Annotated in this window: 20 protein-coding genes; 11 read left to right on the plus strand and 9 right to left on the minus strand. The window is 36.5% G+C overall.

What is annotated here, in order from left to right; all coding sequences use genetic code 11:
- Positions 1 to 14: 14 nt before the first annotated feature.
- The 7 genes from H3T80_RS08440 to H3T80_RS08470 all read left to right on the plus strand — a co-directional run bounded on the left by H3T80_RS08440 (position 15) and on the right by H3T80_RS08470 (position 4,432).
- Positions 15 to 926, plus strand: coding sequence for a PTS system mannose/fructose/sorbose family transporter subunit IID (locus H3T80_RS08440; RefSeq protein ID WP_110448516.1), 912 nt, complete (start codon positions 15 to 17; stop codon positions 924 to 926).
- A gap of 150 nt (positions 927 to 1,076) precedes the next feature.
- Positions 1,077 to 1,445 carry a DUF956 family protein gene (locus tag H3T80_RS08445; protein WP_110448517.1) on the plus strand — a complete coding sequence of 123 codons (369 nt, stop codon included), beginning with the start codon at positions 1,077 to 1,079 and terminating at the stop codon, positions 1,443 to 1,445.
- A 274-nt stretch (positions 1,446 to 1,719) separates the two neighbouring features.
- Positions 1,720 to 1,968, plus strand: coding sequence for a 30S ribosomal protein S16 (gene rpsP, locus H3T80_RS08450; RefSeq protein ID WP_034900786.1), 249 nt, complete (start codon positions 1,720 to 1,722; stop codon positions 1,966 to 1,968).
- 19 nt (positions 1,969 to 1,987) lie between these two features.
- A complete protein-coding gene (rimM, locus tag H3T80_RS08455; protein WP_086320463.1) occupies positions 1,988 to 2,518 on the plus strand; it encodes a ribosome maturation factor RimM in 531 nt (176 codons plus the stop codon).
- Between the two features lie 16 nt (positions 2,519 to 2,534).
- Positions 2,535 to 3,287 carry a tRNA (guanosine(37)-N1)-methyltransferase TrmD gene (gene trmD, locus H3T80_RS08460; RefSeq protein ID WP_110448518.1) on the plus strand — a complete coding sequence of 251 codons (753 nt, stop codon included), beginning with the start codon at positions 2,535 to 2,537 and terminating at the stop codon, positions 3,285 to 3,287.
- Between the two features lie 31 nt (positions 3,288 to 3,318).
- Positions 3,319 to 3,669 carry a 50S ribosomal protein L19 gene (gene rplS, locus H3T80_RS08465; protein ID WP_025314641.1) on the plus strand — a complete coding sequence of 117 codons (351 nt, stop codon included), beginning with the start codon at positions 3,319 to 3,321 and terminating at the stop codon, positions 3,667 to 3,669.
- A gap of 157 nt (positions 3,670 to 3,826) precedes the next feature.
- Positions 3,827 to 4,432 (plus strand): MarC family protein, encoded by a 606-nt coding sequence (locus tag H3T80_RS08470; protein ID WP_065613828.1) that lies wholly within the window; start codon positions 3,827 to 3,829, stop codon positions 4,430 to 4,432.
- Positions 4,433 to 4,548: 116 nt separating this feature from the next.
- Here H3T80_RS08470 and H3T80_RS08475 read toward each other — a convergent pair whose 3' ends face one another.
- The 4 genes from H3T80_RS08475 to lysA are packed head-to-tail and all read right to left on the minus strand — an operon-like array spanning position 4,549 to position 9,997.
- Positions 4,549 to 5,952 carry an amino acid permease gene (locus tag H3T80_RS08475; protein WP_198201397.1) on the minus strand — a complete coding sequence of 468 codons (1,404 nt, stop codon included), beginning with the start codon at positions 5,950 to 5,952 and terminating at the stop codon, positions 4,549 to 4,551.
- A 54-nt stretch (positions 5,953 to 6,006) separates the two neighbouring features.
- Entirely contained in the window at positions 6,007 to 7,113 is a 1,107-nt protein-coding gene (locus H3T80_RS08480) for an alanine/ornithine racemase family PLP-dependent enzyme (RefSeq protein ID WP_110448519.1), read from the minus strand.
- A gap of 18 nt (positions 7,114 to 7,131) precedes the next feature.
- The gene (locus H3T80_RS08485; RefSeq protein WP_086362971.1) at positions 7,132 to 8,544 is read right to left on the minus strand and encodes an APC family permease; all 1,413 of its coding nucleotides are present in this window, start codon (positions 8,542 to 8,544) and stop codon (positions 7,132 to 7,134) included.
- Between the two features lie 55 nt (positions 8,545 to 8,599).
- Positions 8,600 to 9,997, minus strand: coding sequence for a diaminopimelate decarboxylase (gene lysA / locus H3T80_RS08490; RefSeq protein ID WP_198201398.1), 1,398 nt, complete (start codon positions 9,995 to 9,997; stop codon positions 8,600 to 8,602).
- A 254-nt stretch (positions 9,998 to 10,251) separates the two neighbouring features.
- Here lysA and H3T80_RS08495 point away from each other — a divergent pair, with 254 nt between their 5' ends.
- Complete coding sequence (locus tag H3T80_RS08495; RefSeq protein ID WP_370548350.1) at positions 10,252 to 11,688, plus strand: sigma-54 interaction domain-containing protein; 1,437 nt, start codon at positions 10,252 to 10,254, stop codon at positions 11,686 to 11,688.
- Here the strand turns inward: H3T80_RS08495 and H3T80_RS08500 are convergent, their stop codons facing one another.
- The gene (locus tag H3T80_RS08500; RefSeq protein WP_198201400.1) at positions 11,689 to 12,876 is read right to left on the minus strand and encodes an NAD(P)/FAD-dependent oxidoreductase; all 1,188 of its coding nucleotides are present in this window, start codon (positions 12,874 to 12,876) and stop codon (positions 11,689 to 11,691) included. It abuts the gene before it with no gap.
- A gap of 395 nt (positions 12,877 to 13,271) precedes the next feature.
- Between H3T80_RS08500 and gltB the strand changes: the two genes are divergently transcribed.
- Together gltB and H3T80_RS08510 are read left to right on the plus strand one after the other, a co-directional pair.
- Positions 13,272 to 17,729 carry a glutamate synthase large subunit gene (gltB, locus tag H3T80_RS08505; RefSeq protein WP_198201401.1) on the plus strand — a complete coding sequence of 1,486 codons (4,458 nt, stop codon included), beginning with the start codon at positions 13,272 to 13,274 and terminating at the stop codon, positions 17,727 to 17,729.
- Between the two features lie 14 nt (positions 17,730 to 17,743).
- Positions 17,744 to 19,156 (plus strand): FAD-dependent oxidoreductase, encoded by a 1,413-nt coding sequence (locus H3T80_RS08510; RefSeq protein ID WP_110448523.1) that lies wholly within the window; start codon positions 17,744 to 17,746, stop codon positions 19,154 to 19,156.
- 113 nt (positions 19,157 to 19,269) lie between these two features.
- On the opposite strand, the gene H3T80_RS08515 is transcribed toward H3T80_RS08510, so the two are convergent.
- From H3T80_RS08515 to mazG, 4 genes are all read right to left on the minus strand, one after another.
- A complete protein-coding gene (locus H3T80_RS08515) occupies positions 19,270 to 19,800 on the minus strand; it encodes a hypothetical protein (RefSeq protein ID WP_086359110.1) in 531 nt (176 codons plus the stop codon).
- Positions 19,801 to 19,821: 21 nt separating this feature from the next.
- Positions 19,822 to 20,514, minus strand: a complete 693-nt coding sequence (locus H3T80_RS08520; RefSeq protein ID WP_110448525.1) for a glutathione S-transferase family protein — start codon at positions 20,512 to 20,514, stop codon at positions 19,822 to 19,824.
- A gap of 88 nt (positions 20,515 to 20,602) precedes the next feature.
- A complete protein-coding gene (locus H3T80_RS08525) occupies positions 20,603 to 21,043 on the minus strand; it encodes a hypothetical protein (RefSeq protein WP_110448526.1) in 441 nt (146 codons plus the stop codon).
- Positions 21,036 to 21,833 carry a nucleoside triphosphate pyrophosphohydrolase gene (gene mazG, locus H3T80_RS08530; RefSeq protein ID WP_198201402.1) on the minus strand — a complete coding sequence of 266 codons (798 nt, stop codon included), beginning with the start codon at positions 21,831 to 21,833 and terminating at the stop codon, positions 21,036 to 21,038. Before mazG ends, H3T80_RS08525 begins: the two co-directional genes overlap by 8 nt.
- Positions 21,834 to 22,069: 236 nt before the next feature.
- Here mazG and H3T80_RS08535 point away from each other — a divergent pair, with 236 nt between their 5' ends.
- Positions 22,070 to 24,073, plus strand: coding sequence for an OPT family oligopeptide transporter (locus H3T80_RS08535; RefSeq protein ID WP_198201403.1), 2,004 nt, complete (start codon positions 22,070 to 22,072; stop codon positions 24,071 to 24,073).
- The last annotated feature ends 9 nt before the right edge of the window (positions 24,074 to 24,082 follow it).

A 24,082-nucleotide genomic window follows, 5' to 3' on the forward strand; every position in this document is an offset into this window, starting at 1 on the left:
ACTTGGAGAAGAACATGACAGATCGAATTCAATTAAGCAAAAAAGACCGTTTAGCGGTAGCTTGGCGTTCAACTTTCCTCCAAGGTTCTTGGAATTATGAACGTATGCAAAATGGTGGTTGGGCCTATTCAATGATTCCCGCTATCAAAAAATTATATACTACAAAAGAAGACCGTTCAGCGGCTTTGAAACGCCATTTAGAATTTTTTAATACTCACCCTTATTTAGCATCACCAGTACTAGGTGTAACTCTAGCCTTAGAAGAAGAACGAGCTAATGGTGCACCGGTTGATGATGTTGCAATTCAAGGGGTAAAAGTGGGAATGATGGGACCTTTAGCCGGTGTAGGTGATCCTGTGTTCTGGTTTACTGTTCGTCCGATGCTCGGCGCACTTGGTGCATCACTTGCCCTAAGCGGTAACATTTTAGGACCAATTTTATTCTTCTTATTTTGGAATATTATTCGTGGGAGCTTTATGTGGTTTACCCAAGAATTCGGGTATCGTACTGGCTCAAAAATTACCGACAATTTAGGTGGTGGTTTGCTACAAAAAATCACCAAAGGTGCATCTATCTTGGGGATGTTTGTACTAGCAGCATTAGTGCAAAGATGGGTTTCAATAAAATTCCAACCAATTGTATCAACGGTTAAATTAGATAATGGTGCATTTATCGATTGGAATTCCCTTCCTGCTGGTGCAGAAGGTATTCACCAAGCATTGATTCAAATGCAAAGTGGATTGGCGCTTAACCAAGAAAAAGTCACCACCTTACAAAATAACTTAGATCAGTTAATACCTGGACTGGTGCCATTATTATTAACTTTCTTATGTATGTGGTTACTTCGTAAAAAAGTATCGCCAATTTTAATTATTCTTGGACTATTTTTAGTAGGTATTTTGGGTCACGTTGTCGGTCTTTTATAAAAATAATCGTTTTGACTAAAAAAATTGAGGAGAGTACTTTTTAAAGCAAAAATTGTCGCTTTCCTCAAACATTAATCACCCTTTTTTCAAAATAATCAAAAAAGGGTGTAATGAGTAACTCAAATTTGCATAAGGGATACAAACAACTAAATGGTTCAGTCATTAAATAGCAAAATAGATTTAACAGTAAAAGCGACAGCTTTTTCAGGACTTTCAGAATACGGTCATATTATGATTGGCGATAAAGCGTTCGAATTTTATCATCAGCGAGATCCTCGCAAATATATTCAAATACCTTGGGAAGAAGTCGATTATGTCATCGCATCGGTATTTTTTAAAGGAAGATGGATATCACGTTACTCTATACAAACCAAAAAAGATGGTACATTTGCATTTGCATCTAAAGATCCCAAACAAGTATTAAGAGCTATCCGAGTATATGTTGATAGTCAGAGAATGGTTAAATCATTAGGTTTTTTTGATGTTTTAATTCGCGCATTTAGGCGTAAAAAGCCTTAATTATTGGGCACACAGCTATTTAAAAGGCTAACTATCGCAATATTATAATTCAGCTAATTAGCCAACATAACTTAAGCTTATTATCTATAATATAAATTGGTTAAAAGATTAATTTATATTCATTCATAACAAAACTTGCCAATAACCAAATCCACCACGCTTTTTCACACTCAATCAATCATTGCACTTTTTGCTAGAAAGAGTATAATTCTGGGGCTTTGATTTTGTCCATGTTGGGCAAAAGAAAGATTATTTTTTAATTTAAGAGGATGTTATGGTAACTATTCGTTTAGCTCGTGGTGGCTCTAAAAAGCGCCCTTTTTATCAAGTAGTTGTCACTGATAGCCGTAACCCACGTGATGGTCGTTTTATTGAACGCGTTGGCTTTTTTAATCCAATTGCACAAGGTAAAGCAGAAGAATTACGTTTAGATCTTGATCGCGTAAATCATTGGGTTGGTTTAGGTGCAACTGTTTCTGATCGTGTTAATGCATTGATCAAACAAGCACAAAAAGCTGCTTAATTAAGTAATAGTAACTGTGATGATGAATACTGAGAATCTAATTGTTGTGGGTAAACTTGGTTCAAGCTACGGCATTCGTGGATGGCTCAGGATTTTTTCGTTTACAGAATTTCCAGATAGTATTTTTGATTACAAACCTTGGTATATCCAGCGTGCTGGTAAATGGCAAGAAGTAGTCGTTGAGAGCTTTAAACCTCATAATCAGGACATGATTGTTAAACTCAAAGGCGTTGATGATCGCGACCAAGCTAATGCGTTGACGAATGCTGAAGTATTTGTTGATGCTGAGAAATTGCCTGAACTAAATCAAGGTGATTTTTATTGGAAAGATTTGATTGGCTGTCGAGTAAAAACAGTTAATGGTTATGACTTAGGTCAGGTAACTGATTTAATGGAAACCGGTTCTAATGATGTATTGGTTGTTAAAGCAAATCTAAAAGATGCATTTGGAGCAACAGAACGTTTAATCCCTTTTGTTGAAGAACAATTTATTAAACAAGTTGATTTAACAACAAAAATGATTGTGGTCGATTGGGATCCTGCATTTTAATTGGTAAGGTAAGAATATGTGGATTGGCGTAATTAGCCTTTTTCCCGAAATGTTCCAAGCTATTACCTGTTATGGCGTAACTGGTCGAGCCGTTAAAAATGGGCTGTTAACAGTAGATTATTGGAACCCGCGCGATTTTGCGCATGATAAGCATAAGACTGTCGATGATAGGCCTTATGGTGGTGGTCCAGGCATGTTAATGATGGTACAACCACTTAGAGATGCGATTCATGCAGCCAAAGCTGTAGCAGGTGAAGATACTAAAGTAATCTATCTTTCTCCACAAGGGCGCAAATTAAACCAACAGGGAGTTTGCGAGTTGTCACAATATCAAAAATTGATTTTGATTTGTGGACGATACGAAGGTATAGATGAACGCGTTATCCAAACCGAAATTGATGAAGAATGGTCAATTGGGGATTACGTGTTAAGTGGCGGTGAATTACCGGCGATGACAATGATTGATGCATTAGCAAGGTTTATCCCTGGCGTGTTAAATCATGAATCATCAGCAGAAGAAGACTCTTTTGCTAACGGTTTACTTGATTGCCCACACTATACTCGTCCAGAGGTGTTAGATGGAATGGCGGTGCCCGATGTATTAATGTCTGGTCACCATGAAGCGATTCGTCGTTGGCGATTAAAACAATCACTAGGACGAACTTGGTTGAGAAGAGAAGATCTTCTTGAAAATCTAGCTCTGACTGATGAAGAGCAACGTTTACTCACTGAATTCCAACAGGAATATAATGATAAACCGAGCCAATAATATTTCAGTATAACTAGTAAGAGACAAAATTATGAAAAATGCAATTATTCAGCAATTAGAACAAGAACAAATGAAAAAAGACATCCCGTCTTTTCGCCCGGGTGATACGGTAGAAGTTAAAGTATGGGTTGTTGAAGGTAACAAAAAACGTCTTCAAGCATATGAAGGTGTAGTTGTAGCAATTCGTAATCGTGGTTTACATTCTGCATTTACAGTACGTAAAATTTCGAATGGCGAAGGTGTTGAACGAGTATTCCAAACTCACTCACCAATTGTTGATTCAATTACTGTGAAACGTCGTGGTCAAGTACGTCAAGCTAAACTTTACTACTTACGCGAACTTCGTGGTAAAGCAGCTCGTATCAAAGAGCGCCTTAACTAATTCCAATTGGTTCATATTTAATAAACTAATTAAAATATATCCAATTAAAATGGTCACCTTTATGGTGACCGTTTTTATGTGTATAGTAAATGTTCATTCCCGCCAACAATCGTTGACACAATTCAAGTAATATCTAAATGATATAAAAGGTAACATAATGGATAACTATCTTGTTGAGATTCTTGCCACCACAACCAAGTTATTCGCATTGATGACGCCACCAGCTGTGTTAAGTGCATTTTTAAGTGGTACCAAACAATATGATGAAGCACAACGTCGCAAAATAGCATTAAAAACATCTTGTGCAGTATTTATTATTGGTATTGTGCTATTCTTTTTTGGTAATGCCATGTTTAGTGTGTTCGGTTTTACACTCGATGCGTTTAGAATTGGCTCGGGAGCATTATTATTTATTACCGCTGTTGCTTTAATGAATGATTCACCGGAAAAAAATAAAATTCATAGTGACGATGATGATATTAGTGTCGTACCACTAGCAATACCATTATGTATGGGGCCGGCATCAATCGGTACAATTATTGTAATGGGCACAAGTTCAGTTGGTATTATGCAAAATTTGATTGGTGCAATTTCTCTACTAATTGCCTCTAGTGGTATTTATGCCATGCTATTATGCGCTAAAAGCATTGCTAAAGTATTAAAAAATACAGGTATTGCTATTCTATCAAAACTAACGGGGTTATTAATATCGGCTATTGCAGCGCAAGTGGTATTTACAGGTGTCTCCGCATTCTTAAAATAATTTGGCTAACAATAGGTTAGAAATAGAATTTGTGTATTGTCAGCAAATATTAATATTTGATTGTATGTAATCACCGATAATTAATCATTAGGTGATTACATATATAATGAATATGATTAATCTATTTGGTTATCCAACTTAACTTCTCGTTTTTTAAAAAAGTAGTATGTACTCAAGATAACAAAAATTAAGATTACCTCAGATAATAAAATAAAATGTCCTGATTCACCAAACCAGACCCCAACAATAATAACAATGTTAACGGTAATAGATATTATCGCTAACCAAGGAAATAGTGGGGATTTAAATTTAATCATATCTTTACTATATTTACCTTCATTTACTCCTTTCCGAAATTGATACTGACACCAAGAAATAATAATCCAAGCAAAACAACCAACTTGCCCAGTACTTGCTACTAAATAGAGGTATAATTTTTCAGCTGCGATATACTTAGAAAATAGCGAAACTAAAGCAATAATAGCAATAAACAATATTCCTTTGGTTGGCACGCCACGTTTATTCACTTCTGAGAAATATTTTGGTGCTAAATTATCCTGAGCCATCGACCATAACATTCTAGAACTAGCATAAACTGCCGAATTAGCAGCCGAAATCGCAGCACAAAATATAACGAACAGCATTGCATACGATGCAAAGGTTATCCCCGCTTTATTGAATACCCAAACAAATGGGCTAATTTCATCATGTTTTGTACCATAGGGATATACCAGTGCTAACACGGCTATTGCTAACACATAAAACAAAATTATCCGAAACGCCACACCGGTGATAATTTTAGGCAAAACAGTTTGGGGTGATTGCGCTTCACCTGCGGCACTACCAATTAATTCAACCCCCTGAAATGAATAAGTCACAATAGTCATACAAACAAAGATTGATAAAAATCCATTAGGAAACCAGCCCTGCTCTGTCTTAAAAGTTGGTAACACATGTGTTTGATTATATTGTTGATAAAGTAGATATATACCAACTGCTATAAACGTAATAATGGCTAATACCTTGATTGTTGAAAACCAATATTCACTTTCACCAAAAGCTCGAACAGAGGTTAAATGAACACAAGTGATAACGGTTAGAATAATTAGACTAAGAATGTAGATAGGAATAGAGGAAAAAACTTGATGAGCAATCATAGACGCCGCTGTTAAGTCAGCAGCCATAGATAGTACCCAGCTTAACCAATATAACCAGCCAATAGTATAACTCCAAATAGGATGTGGAATAAACATTAATGCATAATGCTGGAAAGACCCTGCATGAGGGAATGCGCAAGAAAGTTCACCTAAGCAAAGCATGGTAGACAGCATAATACTGCCGGCAAGTAGATAAGCGATAATGGTCCCTAAAGGCCCAACCGTGCTAAGTGGCGCTGCAATACCAATAAATAATCCTGTACCAATTGAACCACCTAATGAAATCATCAATAAATGACGATTCTTTAAGTTTTTCTTTAAAGTACTGGGATAAGGACTTTCTTGAGGTTCTGATGTTGCCATGTAAACCGCCTAGTAATCAATAATAGCTGCTGGTTGCCCAGCAGCAGTTATATATTAATAAACAAATCGTTTTTCTACGCCGTTGGTTTGGCAAGCCATAAGCAGAGCTGTGTAATCAAGCTCAAAAACGATCATATCGCCAACTCGCAATGTTTCAGAAACATCTTCAATATCAACGATAGTATGATCACTCGTTTGACCTAATACCGTAATGTTATCATTAACCGGTACACAGTTTTCCGCCGGCACATCTTGACGACCAAAAGCAAGCAAAGCTCGTTTACGAGTACCGTGATCAACAAAAGTTTTGCTGTTCAAAAAGGCATCAACACCTAATTCACCAACAGGCACGGTAGGTTTACTATTAAGTTCGATAACTTGTGCATATAATTTATACATGTCACTACAAGCTTTCTCGACCGGTTTGTTTGAGTGATGAAACTCATCAAGATATTTCATATCGACATACTCAATACCAAACTCATGTAAACCACCAATACGGATGTGATTAAGTCCTTCTGGCCAGATCCCTTTATCAAGCAGATGGTAACTAGTACAGTTACCAGCAGATAGATATTTGATCTTGATATTACAAGCTTCTTCAACTTTGCGTGCTATGTGTAAAAAATCTACGCCATTTTTCACTGTCGGTAGCACAGTTCCATAGCAGTTAAAGTTAGTACCAAGCCCATAAAGCTCAACACCGGGTAAAGAAAGGATCAGTTTGACCGTTTCAATAATATCGTCTACATGTTCAAACCAAATCCCTTCGCGTAAATCCCCCATATCCACCATTAATAAAACTTGATGGACTTTTTGCTGTTTTACCGCTTCATCAGAAAGTGCTTGAATAACTTGTTTTTCACTGTTTAAACTGATATCAGCATACTTAACAACTTCACTGATTTCACTTAAACAAGGGCTGCGTAATAGACAAGTTTTACAATTTAATGCATCTTTAAGTTTCTTCAAATTGTAGGTTCTTGATTCAGCAATAACATCAATACCACCATCAAGCACTGCTTTGGCAGTTTCAACGCAACCATCAAAAACTTTATTTACAGCCATAACTTCAATGCCGTGTTTAGCTAATAGCTCTTTTTCAACACGAGCATTGTCTTTTAATTTACCTAAATCAATTTCTAATATAGGTTTGTACATAAATTACTCCTCTATATCTTATTGTTGTTGCAAGCGATTACGTTTTTGTGCGCGATGGTATATCCATTCAGCTAACACAATTGCAAGCACTGCACCACCAACAATTTTAGCGATATACTCAACATATCCACCCATATCAATTTGTGCTGGTGGAATAAAGACTAAGATCACCGCAAATAATGTAGATAAGAATCCTAAACCTGGTAAAACAATTGGTAATACTTTACCTGGGATCTTAAAGCTACGTGGTACATCAGGTTGAGTAATACGTAAACGATAATAGGCAATAAACATTACTAAGTAAGGAATAAAATAACAAATGGTTGTTAATGCGGTTAACATCCAATATGCAGCAGCAATACTTGGTGATACAAATGTTGAGAAGCAAAGTACCGTTACAATTATCGCTTGGATAACTAAAGCAAATGCTGGTGTTTGATATACTGGATGTAAACGACCAATACGTTCACCAAGTAAGTTATCTTCTTTTGATGCTTCTTGTAACATATAGATAGGACCAACTAACCATGAGTTAATTTGACCTAATGCACCAAAAAATAAACAAATTGCCATTACAGGTAATAACCAAGGCATATTTAATTCTTCAGCGGCAGCTTCCATCGCTTGCATTACACCGGCAACAATATCAGTATCAGCAGCAGGTAATAAAGTATTAATTGCCCAAGTACCGATCATATAGATACCTACAATAACAATTGCAGATACTGCCATTGCTTTAGGGAAGTCTCGTTGTGGATCACGAGTACGACCAGCAATCATTGGTGCAACTTCAAGTCCAGCAAAAGCGAACATCATACTTGATAAAAATACAATAGTATCCCAGCTACTTAAATCCGGAATCCAATCACTAACATGACTATAATCAGTTGCCATTGGATGACCAGTCATTAACCATACAATAGCTAATAACACGATAATACCAGCAGGAATAAATACCCCTAACCATGCACTAACACTGTTAATAATTTTAGTCCATTTCATCCCTTTGATATTCATTAATGTTAAGATCCAGAATACCACCATGGAACCAACACCAATAAATACCTGATTCTGTGCTAATTCAGGACTAAACATGTAACCAATTGCAGTAAAACCAAATTGCAACATGAGTGGGAAGAAAAGCACGCATGAGAATAGGAAACAAACGACTACTATCCAGCCAATTCGTTTACCAAACGCTTCTTTTACCCAGACAAATATCCCACCATCTTTAGGCCAACCAGTAGAAAGTTCACCACAAACCATAGCTAATGGGAAAAACAGACAAAATGCAGCAAGTAGCCAAAGCACCATTGCTGACGCTCCATAAGGAGCAACATTAGGAATTTGACGTAAACTTAGAATCGCAATGACATTCATAAACACAATGTCTTTAATGCCAAGTAAACTTGAATCTTTAGAATCACTCATAAAATAACCTCACATTATTATATCTGGAGCACTGAGTGCCCCAGATAGCTCATGATTAATACACGTCGTATCCAACCATATCCTCGTAAGTATCTTCACGGCGAATCAATCGGTCTTTGCCTTCTTTATCAATCATAACAACAGCCGTACGTGGGCGATTGTTATAAACCGTTTGGCTTTCGATGGTATAAGCACCAGCGTCAAGGAAAGCAATGATATCGCCAATCTCAGTGTCTTTAGGTAATAAGAATTCTTCACCTTTAACACCGACATGGAAATAGTCACCACCATCACATAATGGACCAGCTAATTTAATGTATTCATCATGTTGTTCAGTAATTTTTGATGCATCATATACATAGAAGAACCAATCAAAATGTTGACTATCAGATAACACGCTATAACCTGCGTCAACAAATTTCCATTCAACATGTTCTTCGATGTTACCATCTAAATCGTAGTTAGTTTTACGTTTTTCACAAGCAACTTCAGTTAAAAGTACACCTGCTGAACCGGTAACTTTACGGCCTGGTTCGATGCAGATTTCAACGTCTTTACGCCATTTATGAACTTCACTAATTACTGCATCAGCGAAATCTTGTGCTGTAATACCTGCATACATGTTGTCTTGTAATGGGTTACCATTTTCATCATCATATTTATAAGGAACAGGAATACCACCACCAACGTTGATTAAATCAAATTTAATGCCTAAAACTTCTTCTAAACGGCGTGATTCATCAACTAATACTTTAGTCGCTTTAGCAAATGGTTCTGCTTCTGGCACTTGGTCACCCACGTGCATATGTAAACCACGTAAATGCACATAAGGCATATCAAGAATACGACGACAAGTTTCTTCAGCTTGTTCTAAATCGATACCTGATTTAGCATGATAAGCAGTAACTAATTCTGCATGAGTAGCCGATGGAACATTTGGCTCAACACGTACACAAACATTAGCCATTTTTTTCAAACGACGAGAAATTTCATCGATAATATCTAATTCATATAAGCTATCAACGTTGATGATATAAAGATCATTTTGAATAGCAAATTCTAAATCTACCGGTTTTTTAACTACACCGTTGAAAACAATTTGGCTACCAGGGAAACCAATTTCTAAACATTTACGCACTTCAAACATTGAGTTCGCTTCTGCATAGATACCCGCATCTTTAATCGCTTTAAGTACCCCCATTACTGAACATGTTTTTGACGCATAGAAAATTTTTGTGTTTGGATGAGCTTTAAACGAATCTTTGATTTCCTGAATATTACGATCGATTTCTTTTTCAGAAAATACATAGAAAGGTGTTGGATATTTCTTTGCTAATTCTTCCAAATTCACACCATCAAAACAAAGTTTGCCGTTTTGCGCACTAAAACGACGATCTTTTGTTATTAGATCGGTACGTAATTTGTTATAATTTGACATAATTGTGTCGGACATATGACCTCCAGTTAATTAGTACATAAAAAAGGTAAGTAAAAAGATTACTCACTTACAATGCAATCAACGTGCCAACTTATAAAAACACAAATAATCAATATCTTAACGAAATAATTACAAATAAAATACTAGTCATTTAGTAAGAAATATGGTTTTCTGACGAAAATTTGTCACTATTTTTATTAATACTTGAAAGATATTTAAATCAACGCTAGCTATACTTAGCAATAATCCAATTTTAAAAAGGTTTTAGAATCATGATAATTGATCCTGAATTATTACAAGCATTGGAAATATTTAAACATTTTTTTGATTTAATACATCAGCCAATGGCTATTATTGATAAAGAAGGTAAATATATTTACTACAATCAGGAAAGCGCAGAACTTGATGGCTATACAATGGAGCAAGCCATCGGTAAACCAATGCTTAAAGTTTACCCTAATTTGAAAAAAGAAGATAGTACTATGCTACAAGCTTTACAAGGTAAAGAATATCAAGATACCTATCAAACTTACTATAATCATGTGGGTAAATTAGTTGATTATCAACACACAACAGTACCGCTTTATAATCATCATAAAGAGATTATCGGTGCAGTTGAAATAGGTCGAAATATATCCAATGTTCGGCAGTTGCAAGATCAGGTTTTTCGCCTTAATAGAAAGTTATATCACAATAAAGAACAACCGCTACCGGAAATTGTTTTTGCGTCGAAAAAAATGCAAGAGGTTATCGATCAAACTAATATTTTAGGTAGTAATGATGTTCAGGTATTAATTGTTGGTGAAACTGGTACAGGGAAAGAGCTATTTGCTCGCTTAATTCATCAAACCAGTCAACGCCGAGATAAAGCATTCATTTCACTAAACTGTAGCGCTTTACCAACCACATTGATTGAAAGTACTTTATTTGGGACGGTTAAAGGAGCCTTTACCGGTGCTGAAAATCGTCAAGGTTATCTCGAACTGGCCAATGGCGGAACCTTATTTCTTGATGAACTCAACGCTATGCCTCTTGAAATGCAAAGCAAACTATTACGCTTCTTGCAAGAAAAAACCTATTGGTCTTTAGGTGGAAATAAAGAGAAATATGCTGATGTACGAATTGTAGCGGCGATGAATGAGTCTCCAGCGGAATTGTTAAAAAGCGGTAAAATGCGCAGTGACTTATTTTATCGATTAAATGTTGGTTTAATCAAACTTCCAGCCTTACGGGAAAGACAAGAAGATATCCCTGTATTGGCACGATATTTTATCGATAAACATAAAACTGATGTCAATATAGTGATCACCGGTATCAGTGAACATGCGTTGCAGCAATTAATGTCAGCACCGTGGCCAGGCAATGTACGAATGCTGGAAAATGCGATTGTCCGTAGTATGGTATTACAAAATGAACCTGGTGAATTACAAAAAATTATTCTCGATGAAGAACTATTTGATATTCATAGTCCTTATCCACAAGATCAACTTGAAAATAAGATAGAAAAACCAAGTATTAACGAGTTAACGGGTAATCATAATCTAATCGAACAAGTTGAACATTATGAAAAGCAACTTATCATTGATGCATTAAATCAAGCCAATGGTAAAATTATTACTGCAGCAAAATTACTCAATATCTCACGAACGACATTACAATATAAAGTGAAAAAATATCATATCCAAATGGGTGTTATTGATAATTGATTATACTTGACTCAAGGCTTGGGCGCAGGCAAATGCACTGCTCCAAGCCCATTGGAAATTATAACCACCAAGCCAACCAGCTACATCAACAACCTCACCAATAAAATAAAGATTAGGCTGTTTTTGTGCTGCCATGGTTTTTGAAGATAACGCATCGCAACTCACTCCGCCTAAAGTTACTTCTGCGGTACGATAACCTTCCGTTCCATTTGGTATTACATTCCATGTTGTTAATGTCTGATACAGCGCTTGTTGCTGAGTAGGTGTTAACTGTTTAACAGTTAAATCAACAATCAAATTTAGTTGTATTAATGCTTCAATTAACCGCTTAGGTAATATTTGTGCTAAACAATTTTTGAGACTTTGATTACGATTATTATCTAACAGAGGTTTAAAATCATCCTCAAAGTTAAAGTCAGGCAATAAATTGATCGTGATGGCTTCTCCTGCTTGCCAATAACTGGATATTTGTAAAATAGCTGGTCCAGATAATCCTCGATGGGTAAATAATAGATTCTCTTTAAAACTAATGCGTTCATTCGATACTTCAACTGATAACGCAATTCCTGCTAACGTCGATAATACAGCTAACAAAGGTTTATGTAAGGTAAACGGCACTAGCCCTGCTTTTACAGGCACCACTGGGATAGAAAATTTTTCAGCAATTTTATAGCCAATAGCGGTCATACCAAGTGCAGGCATCGATTGTCCACCCGTTGCCACAATTAATTTATCAGTATAAACACAACCCTGTGAAGTAGATAACTTAAATCCTTGTTGCTCTTCATTAACATCTTCAAGTTGTGTTTTTAACATAAATTTAACTTGTCCTTTTTGGCACTCTTTGACCAACATGTCGACAATATCGTGCGCTGAATTATCACAAAATAGCTGACCATGATCTTTTTCATGATAGGCAATAGCATATTGATTAACCAATTGGATAAAATCCCATTGGCTAAACCGTTTTAGAGCAGATTTACAAAAGTGACGATTTTCAGAAATATAGTGATTTGCTTCGACATTAAGATTGGTAAAATTACATTTACCACCACCAGACATTAAGATTTTACGACCTAATTTTTTACCGTTATCAATGACAGTAACATCATGACCTTGTTGTCCCAACAGACCAGCACAAAAAAGCCCTGCAGCGCCAGCACCTATAATTGTAATTTTAGTTTGCATATTTCATCTATAACCAATAATCGATAATCTATTATAACAGCATAAATCTGGTGATTATAACTCCCTGATTTTGGAAAAAATCAGCAAATATAATCAATTTTTATAGCTAAAAAACCCCTTTCCTCAAACTTTTTTTAATCAGATATTAATTCTTATTATGAAAAAATTTTTAAATTAAATAGCTTTAATCTTAAAAAAAATTTAAAACCAATAAAAACAATTAGTTAACACAAGATATAAGCTTCATTAATATATATGGGTTAAGTGATTAAAATATTGACTTATAAATAATATTTATTTGACCTAAAACCTATTTTTAATTACCTTCACACCTAATATGGGATTAATGCCTATACCTTCACAAAAAATAATAACGATGAATTTGAGGCAATGATATGTTATATAACCAGCATCATGAAAAAGATAACTGCGGATTTGGTTTAATTGCTCACATTGAAGGGCAACCAAGTCACAAAGTGGTGCGTACCGCAATTCACGGACTTGCTCGTATGCAACACCGTGGTGCCATATTATCGGATGGTAAAACCGGTGATGGCTGTGGTCTTTTAATGCAAAAACCAGACCGATTTTTCCGATTAGTCGCCGAGGACGCAGGTTGGCGCTTAGCCGCTAATTATGCCGTTGGCATGCTATTTTTAAGTCAAGATGAAACAGAAGCTCAAGCTAGCCGTAAAATTGTCGAAGAAGAGCTAGCAGAAGAAACCTTATATGTTTTAGGTTGGCGTGAAGTACCAATTGATAAAAGTGTGCTTGGTGAAATCGCACTCTCATCACTACCAAGAATTGAACAAGTATTTGTCAATGCACCTGCTGGCTGGACTAAGATTGATTTAGAACGTCGCTTATATATGGTTCGCCGTCGTATTGAAAAACGAGTGCAAGATGATACGTTTTATGTCTGTAGCTTTTCAAATCAGGTTAATATCTATAAAGGCTTATGTATGCCGAAAGATTTACCTCGATTCTATTTAGATTTAGCTGATATTCGTATGGAAACAGCAATCTGTTTATTCCATCAACGTTTCTCAACCAATACTGTACCGCGTTGGCCACTTGCGCAACCATTTAGACATTTAGCCCATAATGGTGAGATCAATACTATTGAAGGTAATCGGCAATGGGCAAAAGCGCGATCTTACAAATTTAAAACACCATTGATTCCAGATCTACAAGATGCGGCACCGTTTGTTAATGTCACCGGTTCTGATTCAAGCTCACTAGATAATATGCTAGAACTATTTTTAGTTGGTGGTATGGATATTGTCCGTGCGATGCGTTTACTAGTGCCACCAGCATGGCAAAACAATCCAGATATGAATGAGGATTTACGAGCTTTCTTTGATTTTAACTCCATGCATATGGAACCATGGGACGGGCCTGCTGGTATCGTTATGTCAGATGGTCGTTATGCTGCATGTAACTTAGACCGTAATGGTTTACGTCCTGCTCGTTATGTTATTACTACAGATAAACTCATCACTTGTGCTTCAGAAATCGGTATTTGGGACTATCAACCAGATGAAGTCGTCACCAAAGGGCGAGTTGGTCCAGGCGAATTACTGGTAATTGATACTGAAGAAGGTCGCATTTTACAATCTTCAGAAACCGATAATGATCTACAAAAACGTCATCCATATAAAGAATGGATGACTAAAAATGTAAAACGTCTGATCCCATTTGAAGATCTTCCTGATGATGATATTGGTTCTCGTGATTATGATGATACATTACTAGCAACTTACCAAAAACAATTTGGTTATAGTGCCGAAGAGCTCGACCAATGTATTCGAGTTTTAGGTGAAAATGGTCAAGAAGCAACTGGCTCAATGGGCGATGATACACCATTTGCCGTGTTATCAAGTCGTCCACGCTTAATTTATGATTACTTCCGACAAAAATTTGCTCAGGTAACCAATCCACCAATAGATCCATTACGCGAAGCACATGTCATGTCACTGTCGACTAGTATCGGTCGTGAGATGAATGTATTTGCCGAAGCAGAAGGTCAGGCACATCGGGTTGCATTTAAATATCCAGTATTGGTTCATTCTGATTTTAAACAATTAACTACTTTAGAATCACGTTATTACAAATCAGAAACGCTTGATATCACATATGAAATTGACGGCAGTTTACGTGACGCAATTGAACAGTTATGTGGTGATGCTGAAGCAAAGGTCCGTGCAGGAACAGTATTACTAATTTTATCAGATAGAAATATTGCCCCTGACCGTTTACCGATCCCTGCGCCAATGGCGGTCGGTGCCGTACAACAACGTTTAGTTGAAAAGAACTTGCGCTGTGATGCCAATATCATTGTTGAAACAGCAAGTTGTCGAGATCCGCATCAATTCGCCGTTTTACTAGGCTTTGGTGCAACAGCAATCTATCCATATTTAGCCTATGAAACCCTAGCTCAAATGGTAGATAATGGCACTGTGAATAAGTCTTATCGAGAAGCAATTCTTAATTATCGCAATGGTATTAATAAAGGCTTATACAAAATCATGTCCAAAATGGGCATTTCAACTGTTGCTTCTTACCGCTGTTCTAAACTATTTGAGGCAGTAGGTCTAAATGAAGAAGTGGTTGAACTCTGCTTCCAAGGGGTAACTAGCCGTATTAGTGGTGCCAATTTTGATGATTTTGCTCAAGATCAGTTCAATCTTTCTAAGAAAGCATGGCTACGACGTAAACCATTAGAACAAGGTGGCTTGTTGAAATTTGTGCATGGCGGTGAATACCATGCTTATAATCCTGATGTAGTACAATCACTACAAAAAGCAGTAAATAATGGTAATTATGAAGATTATAAGCGCTATGTAGATATCGTAAATAATCGACCAGCTGCAACCTTGCGAGATCTGTTAAAACTCAATCCACCAGAAAACGCAGCTATCGCACTTGATCAGGTGGAACCAGAAGAGTCATTATTTAAACGATTTGACTCGGCTGCTATGTCAATTGGTGCATTAAGTCCAGAAGCGCATGAATCATTAGCCGAAGCCATGAACACCTTAGGTGGCTTTTCTAACTCAGGTGAAGGCGGAGAAGATCCAGCTCGTTATAACACAATCAAAGTATCACGTATTAAACAAGTTGCCTCTGGCCGATTTGGTGTAACACCAGGTTATTTAATGAGTGCTGATGTTATTCAAATTAAAGTCGCTCAAGGTGCAAAACCGGGCGAAGGTGGTCAATTACCTGGCGATAAAGTCACCCCTTATATTGCAAAATTACGTTTTTCTGTACCGGGTGTAACATTAATTTCACCGCCACCACATCATGATATCTATTCAATTGAAGACTTGGCGCAATTGATTTTTGACTTAAAACAGATTAATCCAACCGCAATGATTTCGGTTAAGTTGGTTTCTGAACCAGGAGTAGGTACTATCGCAACCGGTGTTGCCAAAGCCTATGCTGATTTAATCACTATTTCAGGTTACGATGGCGGTACTGGAGCCAGTCCGTTAACTTCGGTTAAATATGCAGGATCACCATGGGAACTAGGTTTAGTTGAGACCCAACAATCATTAGTTGCTAATGGTTTACGTCACAAAATACGCTTACAAGTTGACGGTGGCCTAAAAACTGGCGCAGATATTGTTAAAGCGGCAATTTTAGGTGCTGAAAGCTTTGGTTTTGGTACTGGACCAATGGTTGCATTGGGTTGTAAATACCTCCGTATTTGTCATCTTAATAACTGTGCAACCGGTGTTGCAACTCAAGATGAGAAGTTACGTAGTGATCATTATCATGGTCTACCAGAAAAAGCGATGAACTATTTCCGTTTTATTGCACGTAATACTCGTGAAGTTATGGCCGAACTAGGCGTTAGTCGAATCGTTGATTTAATCGGTCGTACAGATTTACTTCTTGAACTTGATGGCATTACTGCAAAACAACAGAAATTGGATTTATCAAGCTTGATTGAAACGGCAACCCCAATAGAAGGTAAACCGGTTCACTGTATTGAAGACAATAAACCATTTGATAAAGGTGTACTGAATAAAGAGATTATAACCCAAACACAACAAGCAGTGGATAATCGTCAAAGTAAAAGTTTCTACTTTGACATTCAAAATACTGATCGTTCTGTTGGTACAACTTTATCTGGTTATATTGCTAAAAAATATGGCGATCAAGGCTTAGTCACATCCCCTATTTCCTTGAATTTTAACGGTACTGCCGGACAAAGCTTTGGTGTATGGAATGCAGGTGGAGTTGATTTAACGCTGACTGGCGATGCCAACGACTATGTTGGTAAAGGCATGGCTGGCGGTCGTATTGTCATCCGTCCACCACAAGGTTCGGCATTTTTAAGCCATGAAGCGACCATTGCAGGTAATACCTGTTTATATGGTGCCACTGGTGGTAAATTATTTGCTGCTGGCCGAGCAGGTGAACGTTTTGCAGTACGTAACTCAGGTGCTATAAGTGTGGTTGAAGGCATTGGTGATAATGGCTGTGAATATATGACTGGCGGTATTGTCTGTGTTTTAGGTAAAACAGGCGTTAACTTTGGTGCAGGTATGACCGGTGGTTTTGCTTACATTTTAGATACTGATGGCGATTTACATAAGCGAATCAATAAAGAGTTGGTCGAAATGTTAGATGTTGCTGACTATTCAATTCATGAAGAACACTTACGTGGTTTAATTATGGAGCACGCACAACTAACCCATTCAACTTGGGCTGAAGAAATATTAGCTAATTGGGAAGATTTTGCTAAACAATTTGTATTAGTTAAACCAAAATCTAGCGATGTTAAAGCATTATTAGGTCACCGTAGTCGCTCAACAGCTGAACTACGTGTTCAGGCACAGTAAGGAGAAAACACGATATGAGTCAAAATGTTTATCAGTTTATCGATTTACAACGTGTCGATCCGCCTAAAAAATCGCTAAACATTCGTAAAATTGAATTTGTAGAAATTTATGAAGGCTTTTCAGCTTCGCAATCTCAAGCACAGGCAGATCGTTGCCTTGCTTGTGGTAACCCTTATTGTGAATGGCGCTGCCCAGTCCATAATTACATTCCAAATTGGTTAAAATTGGTCAATGAAGGGAAAATTTTAGAAGCAGTTGAATTATCTCACCAAACTAATAGTTTACCTGAGGTATGTGGTCGAGTTTGTCCACAAGATCGTCTGTGTGAAGGATCTTGTACTTTAAATGCTGAATTTGGTGCAGTAACTATCGGTAATATTGAACGTTATATTACTGATGAAGCATTCAAAATGGGCTGGAAGCCAAACTTATCTAATGTTGAAAAAACTGGCTTAAGAGTCGCAATAATCGGCGCTGGTCCAGCAGGTCTTGCTTGTGCTGATGTATTAGTCCGTAATGGTATAACACCAGTCGTTTTCGATCGCCATCCAGAAATTGGTGGTTTATTAACTTTCGGTATCCCTGCCTTCAAATTAGACAAAGAAGTCTTAATTAATCGTAGACGCATCTTTACCGAAATGGGGGTTGAATTCCGTTTAAATACTGAAGTCGGCAAAACCGTTCAATTAGCTGATCTTATCAATGAATTTGATGCTGTCTTTGTCGGTGCTGGTACTTATCAATCAATGCGTGCAGGGCTTGAAAATGAAGATGCTAATGGCGTTTATGATGCATTACCATTCTTAATTGCCAATACTAAGCATATTATGCAACATCAACAAACCGAAGATACGCCATATATAGACATGAAAAATAAACGTGTCGTTGTCTTAGGTGGTGGTGATACCGCGATGGATTGTGTTCGAACTTCTATCCGTCAAGGTGCAACAGAAGTAACTTGCGCCTATCGTCGTGACGAAGCTAACATGCCGGGCTCTAAACGTGAAGTCAAAAATGCCAAAGAAGAAGGCGTACAATTCCAGTTTAATGTGCAACCTCTTAGTATTGAGGTCAATAATAGCGGGCAAGTTACTGGGGTAAAAATGGTCAGAACCGAGCTTGGTGAACCAGATGCAAAAGGCCGTCGTTCGCCAGTGATTGTCGAAGGTTCAGAATTTGTGCTTCCGGCTGATGCGGTAGTTATGGCATTTGGTTTTAAACCACATGCTATGCCATGGTTAGCTGAGCATGGTGTTGATTTTGATGATAGAGGTAGAATAATAGCACCAGAAATCAAAGGATACCAAACTACCAATGCCAAAATCTTTGCTGGTGGTGATGCGGTACGCGGTTCTGATTTAGTCGTTACGGCAATTAGTGAAGGACGTAAAGCTGCTGAAGGAATCTTGGATTACTTAGAAGTGTAATCACTAATCATTGTTTAAAAAATCAAACCCGCTTCAATACAAGCGGGTTTTTTAATGGCAAAGAAATTTATTTCAGTGATAGTTCAGTTTCGACAATAAAATAGATATCACTGTTAAGACAGCTCTGCATCCACTATCACTTGTTCATTGCCAGTTTCGTCAATTAATATAATTGATAACCAGTCAATGCCGTCACAAAGTAGTTGTTGCCAAGCTATTTTTCGCCCATCAAGCAATATTACATTACCTTGTTCATCAAACTCATAAAGTTCTTTTTCTGAATCATAGTCAATACTATAACCAATTGTTAATTTTATTTTTGACGATGGAACATTAAATTTTTCAAGTAATCTATTCGCTTTTTCTTCATCAGAATGACTATCACAAAACATTGCGTTATAACCATGTTCAGTTTCATCAAATAGTAATATTTCTTCTTTACTGTTAGTAGATTTTGCAACAATTTTAATATTTGCGAAAGACGGTTCTACCCCTGTAATATAACCATTTTCTAATTCACCATAATAATAGATGTCAAACCATTGCTCTTTAGTTGATGACTGAAGAGAAAAAGATGTTACCCCATTGGACTCATCTTCGATAATGTCCATAGCATATTGAGTTAGATGGGATGGTATTTTCATATTATTTCCAGCAATGCTTAATTATCTGTGTATACGATAAGGTTCATCCATGGCTACAAAAGATTGTTCTTGCAATGCATCTGCTATCCAATCTTTCACACCTTTAGTGTTACAAATAGTATCAATATAATCGCTGAGAACTGAACTTGTTGCTATATGATAATTTTTTAGTCTTAGACATAAAGGGGCATAAAATCCATCGGCTATACTAAAATTACCAAACAAATAGTCACCATCTGAATTTTTTGAAGTTAATAACGAAGATAATAACTCATCTAAAAACATGATTTCATTTTTTACATCTTGATGATCTCGTAAAATTATTTGTCCTATTTCCGGTAATTCTGCTTCAATATTCATTGGCAAATAATGTCGAATAGCTTGAAATCCAGAATGCATCTTTGCCACTAAACTTCGTGCAATTGCCCTCTTTTTGCTATCAGTCGGCCATAATGCTAAATCATTGTGCTTTTCAGCCAAATATTCACAAATAGCTAAAGAATCACTTATTACCAGATCATCATCAATCAGAATTGGTACCGTGCCATATTTTGAAACTGAGAGCATCGTTCTTTTAAACAAAGAATCATCAGCAAAACTATCAAATTTAATTAGCTTTTCATTAAAAGGAATATCAAAATATTTCAATACAACCCAAGGTCGCATAGACCATGTTGAGTAGTTTTTATTACCAATATAAAGTGTATAGTTCATACTTAGAACTCCTTTTAACAAAATTTATTAAAGTCGGAAAACTTATCTGTTTAGCAACTTTTTTAATTATATTTATTGCAAATATGATTTATAGATAAACTAAATTGGTACCTTTTTCTGGTTGGAAAACTGCTTTGCCAAATTCATCTAGAAAATAAGCGATATGATCAGTTTTATCGCCTAATAAACGCCCTTTTACTTTATTCCATGTTAATAATGCTATGGTCGAATCGGGTTCACAGCAAATTAACATTGGTTGTTCTAATTCTTGATTCCAATAAAACTGACCACCATATAATTTATGTGCAGTTAATAATAAATAACAGCCATATTCTTGTGAAATCATATTGAGTTGTTCTTCAGGAAGACCAAAGCTTTTATCTGCCATTTCACCAATAATCATTTCAACAACAGTAATACTCTTTTCCGAGTAATCTAATTGATTAATACTCCAAGTTGGGCTATGTAAAATAGCATTTTGAGACCAAGCTTCTATTTCTTGATATAATTCATTTTTTTGTTCAGTCATTTTTATTTACTTCGCTAGTTGATTTTTCTGTTTGCTTGACAATTTGCCATGCATCTTCCATTTCTTCAAGTGTTGCATCAACTAAATTGCGATTTTTTTGCTTTAGTAACAATTCAACTTGTTTAAATCGTCTAATAAACTTGTTATTAGCATTTTGTAAGCATAACTCTGATTTAACTTTTAGATGTCTTGCCAAATTGACGGTAGCAAACAACAGATCGCCCATTTCTTCTGCAACTTTTGATTGCTCAATAGTTGATTGTGCTAATTCTTGTTCAACTTCATTAAGTTCTTCTTTAACTTTAGCTATAACTGGTTGTAGTTCAGTCCAATCAAATCCAACTGACGCACAACGTTTTTGGATTTTTTCAGCCTTCATTAATGCTGGAATAGCGTTGGGAATATCATCTAACAGCGAATATTGCGCACGCTTATCACGTTCTTGTTGTTTAAGCTGTTCCCAATTTGGTTTACTCATATTATTTGAAAAAATATGCGGATGACGGCTTATCAATTTATCAGCCACTGATTGACAAATATCATCAAAATTAAACAAACCCTGTTCGTTGGCTAAATCCGCATAAAACACAATCTGAAACAGTAGGTCACCCAGTTCACTTTTAAGTTCAACCATATCTTGTCTATCAATTGCATCTAAGACTTCATAGGTCTCTTCTAAAGTATAGGATTTTAACGAGTCAAAAGTTTGTTTGCTGTCCCATTCACAGCCATCAATAGGGTTGCGCAACTTTTTAGTAATATCCTGCAATCGTTTTAATTCGCTTAACATTTTTCTCACAATTGATTAATGATTAAGAATATAACCAGCATAGCATAATTATTCAGTTACTAATCTTTAATATGGATATTTTGCTTAAATTTTAATGTTTAAAATAAAAGTAGCTTGCAGTGAATAAACCGATGAAAAGAAGCTAAATCTGAGCTTAATCGTAGATTTTATAGCAGATAAAGCATAATTAAGTATATAATAACAGGCTATCAATTTAACTTTAATATATAGGTAGTATGAATAATTTACGAGAACTTACACTACGCGGTACCATTCTTGGTGCTTTAATTACTATCGTCTTTACAGCCTCCAATGTCTATTTAGGTTTGAAAGTCGGATTAACTTTTTCATCAGCCATTCCTGCCGCCGTCATTTCCATGGCTATTTTACGATTATTTTCAGGATCGACAATTTTAGAAAATAATATGGTGCAAACTCAAGCTTCTGCTGCTGGAACTTTATCATCTGTTATTTTCGTTATGCCAGGTTTATTAATGATGGGATATTGGAGTAATTTTCCTTTCTGGTTAACCTTTGCGGTTTGCGCTGCTGGCGGCATGCTAGGAGTATTATTTTCTATACCATTACGTCATGTTATGGTAGTAAAAAGTGATTTACCTTATCCTGAAGGAGTCGCTGCTGCTGAAATATTAAAAGCCGGTTCGAAAACTGATGATAAAGAAGCAAATGATGGATTAAAGGATATCGTATTTGGCGGTATTATCGCCTCTATAGTGAGCTTATTTACTAATGGATTTCGTTTATTGTCTGATAGCACTGCTTATTGGTTTACAGGTGGTAAATCGATATTTCAGATCCCAATGGGATTTTCATTAGCATTACTCAGCGCTGGCTACCTAATTGGTATTATTTCAGGAATTGCGGTATTAATCGGAACCATTATAGCTTGGGGATTTGGTATTCCAATCCTAAGTGCCCTAACAGATTATGATACCTCGCAACCTTTATCTAAAATCGCAATGGGAATGTGGGCCACAGATATTCGTTTTATCGGTGCAGGTACCATAGCAATTGCCGCAGTCTGGACATTACTGACTTTAATCAAACCGGTTATTGAGGGTTTAAAAACATCGTTAAAAACACTTCGCTCTGATATTTCTGTAAATGATATTGAGCGAACAGATAGAGACTTGTCCCCAAAAACAATTTTTATCATTATGGCTGGCATGCTAATTATCTTAGTTGCAACCTTTCACTCTTTTATTTCTGATAGTGGTTTATCAACTGGTATTGCTTGGTTGCTAGTAATTTGTGCTGTTTTATTTGCATTTATTATGGGATTTTTAGTTGCAGCTGCCTGTGGTTATATGGCTGGTTTAGTTGGTTCTTCAGCCAGTCCTATATCAGGTATTGCCATTGTTGCCGCTATAGCTATTTCACTAATATTACTTGGCTTAAGTGAAACACACGGTATGTTATCCTCTGTCGAAGGAACTGACTTTATCACTGCATTAGCCCTATTTACAACTAGTGTTGTGCTATCAATTGCATGTATTTCAAATGATAATTTACAAGATTTGAAAACAGGTTATTTAGTTCATGCCACGCCATGGCGACAACAAGTAGCCCTTTTAATTGGTTGTGTTGTCGGTGCTATTGTCATTGCCCCTATTCTTGAAATACTCTATAACGCTTATGGTTTTACTGGTGCGGTTCCTCGTACAAATATGGATCCTACCCAAGTATTAGCCGCGCCTCAAGCAACTTTGATGACGACCATTGCTAAAGGAATTTTTTCTCATAATCTAGATTGGACAATGATCTTGATAGGTTTAGCTGTAGGCGCAACAGTTATTATCATTGACCTAATTTTAGCCAAAAAGAAAACTAAATTCCGTCTACCTGCTTTAGCTATCGGATTAGGTATTTACTTACCACCAAGTATTACATTGGCTATATTTACTGGTTCATTATTATCATGGATAGTAAAACGTCAAGCATATGCAAAAGCACAAAAACTAAATTTAGATCCAGAAATTGAGTTCAAAAAAGTAGACCGTAAAGCGTCTTTAATTGCATCAGGCTTAATCGTCGGTGAAAGCTTAGTTGGTGTTATACTTGCCATTGTGATTGTTATTAGCATCACTAATGGTGGTGGAGATGCACCTCTGGCAATATTCCCTGACTTAGGCGATATGTCTCAATATTTAGGATTATTTGTTTTCATTACGATCTGTTGTCTTATTATTCGCAGATCTTTGTCAGCACTTAAACGATAATATAATTAT

This window comes from Gilliamella sp. W8145 (assembly GCF_016101145.1).
Taxonomy (GTDB): Bacteria; Pseudomonadota; Gammaproteobacteria; order Enterobacterales; family Orbaceae; genus Gilliamella; species Gilliamella apis_A.

Coding starts and splice junctions, on each gene's coding strand:
- H3T80_RS08470 (WP_065613828.1), top strand. CDS start 3,827: ATGGATAACTATCTTGTTGAGATTCTTGCCACCACAACCAAGTTATTC.
- H3T80_RS08535 (WP_198201403.1), top strand. CDS start 22,070: ATGAATAATTTACGAGAACTTACACTACGCGGTACCATTCTTGGTGCT.
- mazG (WP_198201402.1), bottom strand. CDS start 21,833: ATGTTAAGCGAATTAAAACGATTGCAGGATATTACTAAAAAGTTGCGC.
- rplS (WP_025314641.1), top strand. CDS start 3,319: ATGAAAAATGCAATTATTCAGCAATTAGAACAAGAACAAATGAAAAAA.
- rpsP (WP_034900786.1), top strand. CDS start 1,720: ATGGTAACTATTCGTTTAGCTCGTGGTGGCTCTAAAAAGCGCCCTTTT.
- H3T80_RS08480 (WP_110448519.1), bottom strand. CDS start 7,113: ATGTACAAACCTATATTAGAAATTGATTTAGGTAAATTAAAAGACAAT.
- gltB (WP_198201401.1), top strand. CDS start 13,272: ATGTTATATAACCAGCATCATGAAAAAGATAACTGCGGATTTGGTTTA.
- H3T80_RS08525 (WP_110448526.1), bottom strand. CDS start 21,043: ATGACTGAACAAAAAAATGAATTATATCAAGAAATAGAAGCTTGGTCT.
- H3T80_RS08520 (WP_110448525.1), bottom strand. CDS start 20,514: ATGAACTATACACTTTATATTGGTAATAAAAACTACTCAACATGGTCT.
- trmD (WP_110448518.1), top strand. CDS start 2,535: ATGTGGATTGGCGTAATTAGCCTTTTTCCCGAAATGTTCCAAGCTATT.
- H3T80_RS08510 (WP_110448523.1), top strand. CDS start 17,744: ATGAGTCAAAATGTTTATCAGTTTATCGATTTACAACGTGTCGATCCG.
- H3T80_RS08515 (WP_086359110.1), bottom strand. CDS start 19,800: ATGAAAATACCATCCCATCTAACTCAATATGCTATGGACATTATCGAA.
- rimM (WP_086320463.1), top strand. CDS start 1,988: ATGATGAATACTGAGAATCTAATTGTTGTGGGTAAACTTGGTTCAAGC.
- H3T80_RS08485 (WP_086362971.1), bottom strand. CDS start 8,544: ATGAGTGATTCTAAAGATTCAAGTTTACTTGGCATTAAAGACATTGTG.
- lysA (WP_198201398.1), bottom strand. CDS start 9,997: ATGTCCGACACAATTATGTCAAATTATAACAAATTACGTACCGATCTA.
- H3T80_RS08445 (WP_110448517.1), top strand. CDS start 1,077: ATGGTTCAGTCATTAAATAGCAAAATAGATTTAACAGTAAAAGCGACA.
- H3T80_RS08500 (WP_198201400.1), bottom strand. CDS start 12,876: ATGCAAACTAAAATTACAATTATAGGTGCTGGCGCTGCAGGGCTTTTT.
- H3T80_RS08440 (WP_110448516.1), top strand. CDS start 15: ATGACAGATCGAATTCAATTAAGCAAAAAAGACCGTTTAGCGGTAGCT.
- H3T80_RS08475 (WP_198201397.1), bottom strand. CDS start 5,952: ATGGCAACATCAGAACCTCAAGAAAGTCCTTATCCCAGTACTTTAAAG.